This is a genomic window from Pseudomonas sp. 09C 129 (genome assembly GCF_002843625.1).
Classification (GTDB): Bacteria; Pseudomonadota; Gammaproteobacteria; order Pseudomonadales; family Pseudomonadaceae; genus Aquipseudomonas; species Aquipseudomonas chlororaphis.
The window spans coordinates 3,486,098-3,497,753 of record NZ_CP025261.1 but is presented as its reverse complement, the minus strand read 5'-3'; the positions used below and the strand labels follow the sequence as shown (position 1 = coordinate 3,497,753).

General features: G+C 65.7%; 13 protein-coding genes. 6 read left to right on the top strand and 7 right to left on the bottom strand.

Annotation, left to right across the window (positions count from 1 at the left end):
* Entirely contained in the window at window positions 1-1,611 is a 1,611-nt protein-coding gene (locus tag CXQ81_RS15945; protein ID WP_101337777.1) for an ABC transporter ATP-binding protein, read from the top strand.
* A gap of 97 nt (window positions 1,612-1,708) precedes the next feature.
* On the opposite strand, the gene CXQ81_RS15940 is transcribed toward CXQ81_RS15945, so the two are convergent.
* On the bottom strand, window positions 1,709-2,077 hold the full coding sequence (locus CXQ81_RS15940) for an antibiotic biosynthesis monooxygenase (RefSeq protein ID WP_007920961.1): 369 nt from the start codon (window positions 2,075-2,077) through the stop codon (window positions 1,709-1,711).
* Window positions 2,078-2,178: 101 nt separating this feature from the next.
* Between CXQ81_RS15940 and CXQ81_RS15935 the strand changes: the two genes are divergently transcribed.
* A complete protein-coding gene (locus CXQ81_RS15935; RefSeq protein WP_087092849.1) occupies window positions 2,179-2,649 on the top strand; it encodes a MarR family winged helix-turn-helix transcriptional regulator in 471 nt (156 codons plus the stop codon).
* A gap of 28 nt (window positions 2,650-2,677) precedes the next feature.
* Here CXQ81_RS15935 and CXQ81_RS15930 read toward each other — a convergent pair whose 3' ends face one another.
* The 5 genes from CXQ81_RS15930 to CXQ81_RS15910 form a co-directional block, all read right to left on the bottom strand.
* Window positions 2,678-3,286 (bottom strand): GGDEF domain-containing protein, encoded by a 609-nt coding sequence (locus tag CXQ81_RS15930; protein WP_101337776.1) that lies wholly within the window; start codon window positions 3,284-3,286, stop codon window positions 2,678-2,680.
* A gap of 91 nt (window positions 3,287-3,377) precedes the next feature.
* On the bottom strand, window positions 3,378-3,956 hold the full coding sequence (locus CXQ81_RS15925) for a hypothetical protein (protein WP_101337775.1): 579 nt from the start codon (window positions 3,954-3,956) through the stop codon (window positions 3,378-3,380).
* A gap of 1 nt (window position 3,957) precedes the next feature.
* Window positions 3,958-6,105, bottom strand: coding sequence for a xanthine dehydrogenase family protein molybdopterin-binding subunit (locus CXQ81_RS15920; RefSeq protein ID WP_101337774.1), 2,148 nt, complete (start codon window positions 6,103-6,105; stop codon window positions 3,958-3,960).
* Between the two features lie 23 nt (window positions 6,106-6,128).
* Window positions 6,129-6,584, bottom strand: a complete 456-nt coding sequence (locus CXQ81_RS15915) for a (2Fe-2S)-binding protein (RefSeq protein ID WP_101337773.1) — start codon at window positions 6,582-6,584, stop codon at window positions 6,129-6,131.
* A gap of 189 nt (window positions 6,585-6,773) precedes the next feature.
* Window positions 6,774-7,619 carry an oxidoreductase gene (locus tag CXQ81_RS15910; protein WP_101337772.1) on the bottom strand — a complete coding sequence of 282 codons (846 nt, stop codon included), beginning with the start codon at window positions 7,617-7,619 and terminating at the stop codon, window positions 6,774-6,776.
* 110 nt (window positions 7,620-7,729) lie between these two features.
* On the opposite strand from CXQ81_RS15910, the gene CXQ81_RS15905 reads away from it, so the two are divergent.
* The 3 genes from CXQ81_RS15905 (at window position 7,730) to CXQ81_RS15895 (ending at window position 10,145) form a co-directional block, all read left to right on the top strand.
* Window positions 7,730-8,644: a LysR family transcriptional regulator gene (locus CXQ81_RS15905; RefSeq protein WP_101337771.1), complete on the top strand. Its 915-nt coding sequence runs from the start codon at window positions 7,730-7,732 to the stop codon at window positions 8,642-8,644.
* A 124-nt stretch (window positions 8,645-8,768) separates the two neighbouring features.
* Window positions 8,769-9,272: a VOC family protein gene (locus CXQ81_RS15900; RefSeq protein WP_101337770.1), complete on the top strand. Its 504-nt coding sequence runs from the start codon at window positions 8,769-8,771 to the stop codon at window positions 9,270-9,272.
* 39 nt (window positions 9,273-9,311) lie between these two features.
* Window positions 9,312-10,145, top strand: a complete 834-nt coding sequence (locus CXQ81_RS15895) for an AraC family transcriptional regulator (protein ID WP_101337769.1) — start codon at window positions 9,312-9,314, stop codon at window positions 10,143-10,145.
* Between the two features lie 97 nt (window positions 10,146-10,242).
* Here the strand turns inward: CXQ81_RS15895 and CXQ81_RS15890 are convergent, their stop codons facing one another.
* Window positions 10,243-10,830 (bottom strand): LysE family translocator, encoded by a 588-nt coding sequence (locus CXQ81_RS15890; RefSeq protein ID WP_101337768.1) that lies wholly within the window; start codon window positions 10,828-10,830, stop codon window positions 10,243-10,245.
* A gap of 213 nt (window positions 10,831-11,043) precedes the next feature.
* On the opposite strand from CXQ81_RS15890, the gene CXQ81_RS15885 reads away from it, so the two are divergent.
* A complete protein-coding gene (locus CXQ81_RS15885; protein WP_101337767.1) occupies window positions 11,044-11,550 on the top strand; it encodes a GNAT family N-acetyltransferase in 507 nt (168 codons plus the stop codon).
* The last annotated feature ends 106 nt before the right edge of the window (window positions 11,551-11,656 follow it).

The window sequence follows — 11,656 nt, the reverse complement described above, 5'->3', positions numbered from 1 at the left end:
ATGAATCAGGACAATCTGATCGAAGTCCGCGACCTCGCCGTCGAATTTGGCGTCGGCGCCCACACGCAACGGGTGGTCGAGGGCATCAGCTTCGATATCAAGCGCGGCGAAACCCTGGCCCTGGTGGGCGAAAGCGGTTCCGGCAAGTCGGTGACCGCGCACTCGATCCTGCGCCTCTTGCCCTACCCGCTGGCCCGCCATCCGTCCGGGACCATCCAGTACGCCGGCCAGGATTTGCTGACCCAGAAAGAAAAAACCATCCGCCATATTCGCGGCAACCGCATCGCCATGATCTTCCAGGAGCCGATGACCTCGCTCAACCCGCTGCACAGCATCGAGAAGCAGATCAACGAGGTGCTGGGCCTGCACAAGGGCCTGATCGGCAAGGTCGCCACCCGGCGCACCCTGGAGCTGCTGGAACTGGTGGGCATCCCCGAGCCGCACAAGCGCCTCAAGGCCCTGCCCCACGAGCTGTCCGGCGGCCAGCGGCAACGGGTGATGATCGCCATGGCCCTGGCCAACGAACCGGAACTGCTGATCGCCGACGAGCCGACCACCGCCCTCGACGTCACCGTGCAACTGAAAATCCTCGAACTGCTCAAGGAGCTGCAAGCGCGCCTGGGCATGGCCTTGCTGCTGATCAGCCACGACCTCAACCTGGTCCGGCGCATCGCTCACCGCGTCTGCGTGATGCAGCGCGGCTGCATCGTCGAACAGGCGTCCTGCGAAGAGCTGTTCCGCGCGCCGCAGCATCCCTGCACCCGCGAACTGCTGGCGGCCGAGCCCAGCGGCAAGCCGGCGAGCAATGTGGTCGGCCCGCCGCTGTTGCAGGTCGAGGACCTGAAGGTCTGGTTCCCGATCAAAAAAGGCCTGCTGCGCCACACCGTCGACCATGTGAAGGCGGTGGACGGCATCAACTTCAGCCTGCCCCAGGGCCAGACCCTGGGCATCGTCGGCGAAAGCGGCTCGGGCAAATCCACCCTGGGCCTGGCGATCCTGCGCCTGATCGGCAGCAAGGGTGCTATCCGCTTCGAAGGCCAGCAACTGGACGGCCTGTCGCAGCAGCAGGTGCGGCCGTTGCGCCGGGAGATGCAGGTGGTATTCCAGGACCCCTTTGGCAGCCTCAGCCCGCGCATGTGCGTGAGCCAGATCGTCGGCGAAGGCCTGCGCATCCACAAGATCGGCAGCGCCGCCGAGCAGGAACAGGCAATCATCGAAGCGCTCAAGGAAGTGGGGCTGGATCCGGAAACCCGGCACCGCTACCCCCACGAGTTCTCCGGCGGCCAGCGCCAGCGCATCGCCATCGCCCGCGCCCTGGTGCTCAAGCCGGCGCTGATCCTGCTGGATGAGCCGACCTCGGCCCTCGACCGCACCGTGCAGCGCCAGGTGGTGGAGCTGCTACGCAAGCTGCAGGCCAAGTACAACCTGACCTACCTGTTCATCAGTCACGACCTGGCGGTGGTCAAGGCCCTGAGCCACCAGTTGATGGTGGTCAAGCATGGCCAGGTGGTGGAACAGGGCGACGCGCAAGGTATCTTCGCCGCGCCGCAGCATCCCTACACCCGGCAGTTGCTGGAAGCCGCGTTCCTGGTGCCGGCCAGCGAAGCATGAGCGCTCGCTGGCCTGCTGTACCGGCCGGCGAGCGCGGATGCAGCAGTGACCGGCAGGCACCTCACGGCCGCAATCATCTGGGCCAGGTATCGGCTGCCTAGGCGACGCAGATGCCCGGTACCGCGACCTTCTGGAACAGATGCGGGGAAGCGACCGCCGAGGACGGATAGTGCGAAAGCTTGGCCCTGAACTCCGGATGCACGAAGGCCGCCCGGAAATGCGCGTTGGACTCCCAGACCGCGTAATTGAGATAGGTCGGGCTTTCGCCGATGGCGCGATGCAGCTGGGTGGAAATGAACCCCGGCTGTTGCTTCATAAAACTGGCATCGTCTTGCCAGGCCTGCAGGAAGGTTGGCTCGTCGGCCTGGTCCAGGGTGAAGACGTTGATCAGGATGACCGGCGCGGCTTCGAGCGTAATCTGGCGGTCGATCGGAAAGGCGGGGTCCATAGGGCGAATGAGAGACATGGCAGGCTCCAGGTGTGAGGGCTGAATTAGTAATCAAATTGCTATATTGACATCATGATGTCAATATCCCTGAAGAATCATTTTGTCTGGATAACGACGTTATGCACGAACCTGAACCCACCCCCGCCGGGGCTGCCCTGACCGACTTCATTCTGAGTATGTTCCGGGCCAGCAACCTGACGCTGGCCTGGGGCGACCGGATAGTCGCCCCCCTCGGGCTGACCAGCGCCCGCTGGCAGATTCTGGGCGCGATCGTGGCGGCAGAGCGCCCGCAGCCGGTCGCCTGGCTCGCTCGGGACCTGGAGGCCAACCGACAGAATGTCCAGCGCATCGTCAACGATCTGGAGAAGGAAGGACTGGTGACCTTCCAGCCCAACCCGCATCACCGGCGCGCGCAGCTCGTGACGCTGACAGACAAGGGTACGGCAGCCTTCAATGAGGCCATCCGCCTGTACACCCCGCTGGTCAACGATTTGTCGGCCGGACTTGAAGTTGAAGACATTCAAACGGCCCTGCGCGTGATCACCGAGTTGCGAAACAGGCTCCAAGGGCAGGCTGGCACCGAGCAATAACCCGCCGTATTGCGTCTCGGCCCAACATTCACGCCTTGAACAGCGGCCCGCGGCCCGGTCTGCTCATGGTCTGGTCGGCATCCGCCAGCAAGGCTTCCACATCGGCCGGCCGGGCCGGATCGAACTCGATCTGGCCGATGCTGAAGCAGATGTCGTAAATGCACTGCTGGGTGGCGGTGCGCTCGTCGAGGATGGCCTGCAGGCGGGTGATGATCGCCAGCTTTTCCATCCGTTCCGAGCCGGTCAGCAGCACCGCGAAACGCTGGTACTCCAGATGCCCGACCACGTCGCTTTCGCGAAAGGCGATGCGCAGGCCGTCGGCGAAGGTCTTGAGCGCCGCCTCGCCTTCTTCCGACCCGTAAGCGCGGGCGATACGGTAGATATCGTCAAGATCGAACAGCAGCAAGGTCGCCGGGCAGTTCAGGTCCTTGCAGGCCTGCAGCGCATCGCCGGCCAGCACCGCAAAGCCGTGCGAGTTGGGCAGCAGGGTCAGTTTATCGAGGTTGGCTACCTGCACCGCGGCCAGCTCCTGCTCGGCCCGACGGTTCTGATCGCGCAACAGTTGCCGGGACGGGTCGTCCGCCTCCGGGGCTGGCACCGGGTTCGGTGCCTGGACAGGCTTGTCTGGGGAAAACATCGCACACTCCATTGGCGGGTATCACCTATAGAGCTTAGTTGCCGAGGCCTGCGACTGCCCCGCAACCAGCCCTCGCTGGGGGCCCCTGGCGTCAACTTCCGACCGCCGGGCAGGGTCCGCCCGCCTCGGCCCAGAGCTTGAACTGGCTGACGAACACGTCATGGGGCACCGGTACCGGCGCGCGGTTGCCACCGGGGTTCCAGCCCCAGAGCACCAGCTTGTCTTCGCTGACATGCTTGATCAGCGCGGCAAAGTCGCGATCGCCGTTGCTGGCCTTGTCCTTGATCACCTGGCACAGGCGGTCGGCCGGCAAGCCGATCCAGGCCATCTTGTGCGCCGCCGGCGGCAGGCTCCAGTGCGGCGCCCCCGGTGGCATGTGCGGGCCATAGCTGGCCGGCGGGTTGCTTGTGCCATGGCAAGTAGAGCACGGCAGCCCCGCCGCGCCCTTGCCGTCCAGGCCACGGACCACGGCCATGGCGTGGGGCGTGCCGGCGTCGAACTGTAAGGGCGCATCCCCGGGAATATGGCAATTCTGGCAGCGCGGGCTCTGGAATACCTTCTGCACCGTCGCGAATGCCGCCAGCGCCGGTTCATCGGCGGCGAACAGGTCCGAGGCATAACCGCCCAGGCCGACCAGGATCAGCGAACCGAGGAACAGGTGGCGTTTCATCTCACACCCCCGCCAGTTGCAGCGGCAGCTCGCGCAGGCGCTGGCCGGTCAGGGCGAACACCGCGTTGGCCACCGCCGGCGTCGTGGGCGGCACGCCTGCCTCGCCGATACCGCCGGGTTTCTCGCTGCTGGCGACTATGTGCACCTCGACCTCGGGCATCTCGTTCAGGCGCAACACCTGGAAGTCGTGATAGTTGGACTGCACCACCCGGCCGTCCTTGAAGGAAATGCGGCTGTGCAGGGCCATGCCCAGGCCGAAGGTGATGCCCGACTCCATCTGCGCGGCGATGCTTTGCGGGTTCACCGCGATACCGCAATCCACCGCACAGACCACCCGGTGCACGCGAATCCGCTCGGCCTCCTGGGACACCTCGGCCACCTGCGCCACATAGCTGCCGAAGGACTCGTGCACCGCCACGCCCAGGGCATGGCCATTGGGCACGGGCTTGCCCCAGCCGGCCTTCTCCACCGCCAGGTTGAGCACGCCCAGGTGCCGTGGGTGATCCTTGAGCAGGGTGCGGCGGTATTCCACCGGGTCCTTGCCCACCGCCGCGGCCATCTCGTCGATCAACGATTCGACGACGAACGCGGTGTGGGTATGGCCCACGGAACGCATCCACAGCACGGTGATGCCGGTCATCGGCGAATGCAGGTCGACCCGGTGGTTCGGCGTGCCCTTCAGGTAAGGCCCGTCCGCCAGGCCCTCGACCGAGGTGTTGTCGATGCCGTTCTTGACGAAGCTGGCCTCGAACGAGGTGCCGGCCATGATCGACTGCCCCACCAGAACATGCTGCCAGGCCAGCGGCAGGCCCTGGGCGTCCAGGCCGACCTGCGCCTGATGCAGGAAGGCCGAACGGAAGTAGCCGCCGCGCACGTCGTCTTCCCGCGACCAGACGGTTTTCACCGGGGCGGCGGCAGCCTTGGCCACCTCCACCGCTTCGCTGACGAAGTCCGAGGTCGGGTTGGCCCGGCGGCCGAAACCGCCACCCAAAAATTGCGTGTGGATCTGTACCTGTTCCGGCTTGAGCCCGGTGATCTTCGACGCGACCATCTGGTCCAGGGTCTGGAACTGGGTGCCGGTCCAGATCTCGCACTTGTCGGCGCCGATGCGCACCGTGCAGTTGAGCGGCTCCATCGGCGCATGGGCCAGGTACGGCACGCTGTATTCGGCCTTGATCACCTGCGTCGCCTTGGCCATGGTCCCGGCCGCATCGCCGGCCTCGGCGGCCTTGGTCCCGGGGGTCAGCGCCAGTTTGCGAAAGCTCTGCATCAGGCTTTCGCTGCTCATGTTGGCGTTCGGCCCCAGGTCCCATTCGGCCTTGAGCGCATCGCGCCCCTGCTTGGCCGCCCAGTAATGCTCGGCGACCACCGCCACGCCCGTGGGCACCTGGAGCACCTTGATCACCCCGGGCACCGCCAGCGCCGCCTGGGGATCGAACGACTTGAGCGTGCCGCCGAACACCGGCGAACGCAGGACCACGGCGGTCAGCAGGCCGTCGAAATACATGTCCATGCCGAATTGCGCGCGGCCGGTGATTTTCTCCGGGGTGTCCAGGCGCTGGGTCGGCTTGCCGATCAGCCGCCAGTCCTTGGCCTCCTTCAAGCGCAACGAGGCCGGCTCCGGCACCGGTAGCTGCCCGGCGTCGTTGGCCAGGTCGCCGTAGCTCAGGCGCTGGTCGCCGGCCACCACCCAGCCCTGCTCGGTGTGCAGGGTCGAGGGCGCCACCTGCAGGCGCTTGGCCGCCGCCTCGATCAGCATCTGCCGGGCCGCGGCGCCGGCCTGGCGATAGCGGTCGAACTCCATCCAGGTCGAGGTCGAGCCGCCGGTGATCTGCATCCCGCCGAACGCCGGCAAGCCATACACCGCAGCGGCCGGCGCGTGCTCGACGCGAATCTTCGACCAGTCGGCATCCAGCTCCTCGGCGATCAGCATCGACAGCCCGGTCCAGATGCCCTGGCCCATTTCCGAATGGCCGAGCACCACGGTGACCAACCCGTCCGGGGCAATACGCAAGAACGCATTGGGCACGAACGCTTCGCTCGCCGCCCGGGCAAAACGATTGGCCCCAGGGATGACGAACGCCACCACCAGCCCGCCGCCGAGCAGCGCGCCCCCTTTGAGAAATCCACGACGCGACGCAGTGATCATGCCTTGCCCCTCTTAATGCCGACTCAGCCGATTTCAGCGGCGCGCTTGACCGCCGCACGGATCCTTGGGTAGGTGCCGCAGCGGCAGATATTGCCGGACAACGCCTGGTCGATATCGCTGTCGGTGGGCGACGGGATCTTCGCCAGCAAGGCCGCGGCCGACATGATCTGCCCGGACTGGCAGTAACCGCACTGCACCACGTCCAGCTCGGCCCAGGCCCGCTGCACCGGGTGCGAGCCGTCCGCCGACAGGCCTTCGATGGTGAGGATTTTCTGCCCGTTGGCCACTGTCGCGGTCGGGGTCACGCAGGAACGCAGCGGCGCGCCGTCGACATGCACGGTGCAGGCGCCGCATTGCGCCATGCCGCAGCCGAACTTGGTACCGGTAAGGTGCGCCACATCGCGCAGCACCCAGAGCAGCGGCATGTCCGCGGGCACCTCGAGCTGCTGGTCCTTGCCATTGATATTGAGTGTCAACATGCGCAACTCCTCAGGCCGAGGGGGGACAGGATTCACGGGATCCTGGAGCGGCGTCGCTGTGGCCGAAGGCCTACGCGCGCCGCGAGGTTTTCCATACAGCTAAGCGCAGTTTGCCGAACAGGCGGGATTCTGCGACCACCGGTCACGCCCAACCGCCCTGGACGGGGCGGCCAGGCCATGAGCGCAGCATCAGAAATCGGTGGAGGCCGACAGCGCCCGCCAGGTCGCGGTTTCCTGCTCGACGTAGGCGTTCTTCGCCGCGATGGCGCCCAGGGTGTCGGTGCCCAGGGGCAGGCGCAGCGGCGGTTGCTTGGCTTCGACCAGGGCGATCATCGCCTGCGCCAGTTTGTCCGGGTCGCCCGGCTGCTGCTGGTTATAGGCCTTGGCTTGCTGGCGTACCTGGCCAACAGTGGCGGTGTAGTCGGCGATCGAGGCCGGCGACTCCAGCAACGAATTGCCATCGAGAAAATCGGTGCGGAAAAAGCCCGGCTCGACCACCGTGACCTTCACGCCCAAAGGCGCCAGCTCGCTGTGCAGGGCCTCGCTCAAGCCTTCGACGGCGAACTTGGTCGAACAGTAGACGCCGTAACCCGGCCCCGACTGATAGCCGCCGATCGACGAGATATTGATCACATGGCCGCTGCGGGCGGCGCGCATGTGCGGCAGCACCCCGCGGGTGACGTTGAGCAGGCCGAACACGTTGGTTTCATAGACCCGGCGAATCTCGTCGCCGCTGGCCTCCTCCACCGCGCCGAGCAGGCCAAAGCCGGCGTTGTTGACCAGCACATCGATCCGGCCGAAATGCTCGACGGCCATCTGCGCCACGTCGCGGGCCTGGGCCTCGTCGGTGACATCCAGCTGCGCCGCCAGCAGGCCCGGCTGCACGCCGAAACGCTCGCTGATCGACTGGGCATTGCGTGCGGTGGCCACCACCGCATCGCCATGGGCCAGGGCCGCGGCAGTGATTTTTGCGCCAATGCCACGGGAAGCCCCGGTGATCAGCCAGACACGTTTGAAAGTCGTTTGCGAAGTCATGATCGATACCTTGCGAGAAGTGGGAGAGCACAAGGTACGCAAGCGCATTAGTTGGAAAAATGGCCTTGTGCTACAAGCACTATGAACTTCTCTTTCATAATGGCCTTGCAATGAACCAGGACCCTTTCGACGGCCTGACCGAGTTTCTCGCCGTCGCCGAACACAAGAGCTTCACCCTCGCCGCCAGCCAACTGGGGGTCACCCCGACCGCCGTGAGCCATGCGGTAAAGACCCTGGAGCGGCGCACCGGGGTGCTGCTGTTCCAGCGCACCACCCGCCGCGTGGCCCTGACGGAAGCCGGCAGCAGCCTGTTCATCCGCCTGCGCCCGGCCGCCAGTGAAATCGGCGACGCCCTGGCGGTGCTGGGCAGCTATCGCGACCGGCCGATGGGCACCTTGCGCCTGACCGCGCCACGGCTGTCCGCCAAGCTGCTGATCGAACCCCTGGTCTCGCGCTATCGCGCGGCCTATCCCGAGGTCAGGCTGGAGATTTCCCTGGACGATGCCGCAGTCGACCTGGTCAGCGAGGGCTTCGATGCCGGTATGCGCCTGGGCGAGTCGATCGAAAAGGACATGGTCGCCGTGCGCCTGACGCCGGACCTGCAATGGTCGGTGGTGGGCTCCCCGGACTATTTCGCCCGGGCCGGCAGGCCGCAGGCCCCGGAAGAACTGACCCGGCACCAGGGCATCGGCTTTCGCTTCCTCACCTCGGGCACGACCCATCGCTGGGAGTTCCGGCGCAATGGGCGGGATTTCACCGTCGGCGTCGAGGGTGCGCTGGTGGTCAACGATCGGCACTTGCTGGTCGCCATGGCGCGGGGCGGACAGGGGCTGGCCTACGCCTGCGACTTCGAGGTGGCCGACGACCTGGCCAGCGGGCGCCTGGAGTCTGTGCTGCAACCGTTCGTCCCGCTGAGCTCGGGCCTGTATCTGTACTTTCCCAGCCGCACCCAGAGCCAGCCAAAACTGCGCGCTTTTATCGACATGGCCAACGCCTGGGTAGCCGAGCAAGGGCGGCGATCCTGAGCCGGATGCGCGGGCTCGATACCGCTCCTCGCCCGGCTGCGCTTTGTCGATCTACGGCAACCCGGGACGACTATCGGCTGACTACGCTTGCTCAAGCGTGGACCACCTGCCGAGGAGAACCGTCATGTCGCTCATTCATCGCATCACCCCCTGCCTGTGGTTCGACCACCAGGCCGAAGCCGCCGCCCAGTTCTACTGTTCGGTCTTCGAGCACTCGCGCATCACCGCCCTCACCCACTACGGCAAGGCCGGCTTCGAGTTCCACGGCCGCCCCGAAGGCTCGGTGATGACCGTGTCCTTCGAGCTCGACGGGCAGACCTTCACCGGCCTCAACGGCGGCCCGGTGTTCCAGTTCAACGAAGCGGTCTCGCTGCAGGTCAACTGCCAGAACCAGGGCGAAATCGATCATTTCTGGAGCGCCCTGTCCTACGGCGGCGCGCCCGAGGCCCAGCAATGCGGCTGGCTCAAGGACAAGTTCGGGCTGTCCTGGCAGATCGTGCCTTGCGCGCTCAGCCACTGGATGACCGACCCTGACACGGCCAAGTCGCAACGGGTGATGCAGGCCCTGCTGCAGATGAAAAAACTCGATATCGCCGCGCTGGAACGAGCCTTCGCCGGCGAGAGCTAATACACTCGGTGGCCGACGCTTGCCGATGGGATGCCTTTGATGAAGCCGAGCTTGAGCCACAGCCCCGATACCGCCCCGCAGTTCTGGCGCGATACGGCGCTGCCCTTTATCGAGGCCCGCTCGATCGCCGACGGGCGCAAGGTCTGTTACGCCCGGCATGCCCACGAGCATTTCTCCATCGGCGCCATCACCGCCGGGCACAGCACCTACCTGCACGAGCAGGCGCAATTTCGCATCGGCGCCGGCACCGTGGTGCTGATGAACCCCGGCGAAGTGCACGCCTGCAACCCTATCGACGACCAGCCCTGGTCGTATCTCATGCTCTATGTCGACACCCCCTGGCTGACCGATCTGCAGCATCAACTCGGCTTCAGCCAGGACCTGGGCTTTCGCGCCTTTTCCACGCCCCACAGCGGCGACCCCGAACTCTATGCCGGGCTCAACCATTTGTATGAGGTGCTGGTGGACGAACAGGCCGAGACGCTGCACAAGCACAGCGCCGCAGTCGCGTTTTTCAGCGACCTGCAGCAGCGCCTGAACCCGGCAAGCCGACCGCCGCGCGAGAGCAACCAGAAACTGCAACGGGCCGCCGACTACATTCGCCAACACTGCACCCGTTCGCTGAAGCTCGAGGAAATCTGCCAGGCCGCCGAGCTGTCGCCGTCCTACCTGATCCGCGCCTTCAAGCAGCATTACGGTATGACGCCCCACGCCTTCGTGATCAACCAGCGGGTGCAGTTCGCCCAGTCCCGGTTGCGTGACGGCGAGCCGATCGCCGATGTGGCCCTGGAAGCCGGCTTCGCCGACCAGGCGCATTTCCAGCGCGCCTTCAAGCAGCACCTGGCGGCGACGCCGGGGCAATATCGCGGGTGATTGGCAGACCTGACGCCCTCATCGCGAGCAAGCTCGCTCCTACAGAGGACGCGATCTCTGTAGGAGCGAGCTTGCTCGCGATAAAGCCAACGCCGATTCAAGGCAACAACAGATACACCGCGCTCGCCGCCAGCAGCGCCGCCATGCTGCGGTTGAACAGGCGCATGCCCTTCGGGTTGCTCAGGTACTGGCGCAAAAACGTCCCGGCGTAGGCCCAGCAGGCAATCGACAGGTAGCAGATCACGAAGTACACCAACGCGAACTGCCACACCAGCAGCGCCTCGCCATTGGCGGCAAAGGCCCCCATGCCGGCGACGCAGGCCAGCCAGGCCTTGGGGTTGAGCCATTGCATGATCGCGCCATACCAGGCCGACGGCGCCTTGGCCTGGCCATCGCTGTTCAGCCGGCCGTCGTCCATCGCCAGCTTCCAGGCCATGAACAGCAGGAAGGCCACCCCGAACAGCTGGATGCCGCGGGTGAGGAACGGCCACAGCCGCAACAGCTCATGCAGGCCCAGGCCGATCAGCACCAGCAGCAGGACAAAACCCAGGGTCGCGCCACCGACATGCCGCAGGCTGGCGCGAAAGCCGAACTGCGCGCCGGAACTCAGGGCCACGATATTGACCGGGCCGGGGGTAATCGAAGAGGCTAGCGCGAAGGCCGCCATGGAAAACACTACGCTCATCACACACCTTCAAAGAATCAATCGGAGAGTCCGGTGACCAAGGTAAGTGCGCAGGCCGCCCCCTGTATTGAAGAAAAACACCCCTCGCTCACGGACAAATCCCATGCCCGACGCGCTCACCCTCGACGCCCGCCCGCGCTACAGCCTTGGCGCCCCGTACCCGTTCGCGGCCCAGGCTGCGTCGCCCGACGAACCTGCCCGGAGCCTGGAACCATGAGCCAGATCGAACTGCACCCGGCCCAGCGCGACGAGCTGGAATGCCTGGAAAATCTGATGCAGTTCTACCTGTACGAACTCAGCGAATGGCTGCCGATCAAGCTCGGCCGCCACGGCCTGTACGCCATCCAGCCGCAGGCCGAATCCTGGCGCCAGCCCGGCACCCGCCCCTGGCTGCTGCGGGTCGACGGCGAGTTGGCGGGCTTTGCCATCGTCGACGAGCAGGTGCACTTTGCCGAGGTGCAGTACAACCTCGCCTACTTCTTCGTGGTCCGGCGCTTTCGCGGTCGCGGCATCGGCCGGCAGGTGGTGACGCGACTGCTGGAACAGCTGCCCGGGCACTGGCAGATCCTCCACATCGATGACAACCGGCCGGCCCGGGATTTCTGGGCCCGGGTCATTCCCACGCTCGTCGGCGACGCCTACAGCTGTCATCCAATCACGGCAGACGGCTACCCCTGCACCCTGTATAAATTCCACACCCCGACATCGCCCGGGCAATGATCGAGGCCCGAAAAGCCTCGCCCAGCACCCAGGCACCGGCATGCCCCCTGAGCCACGGCAGTCGGCTGATTAACGCAAAACGCCACTCCAGAGCCTTGCGACCGTT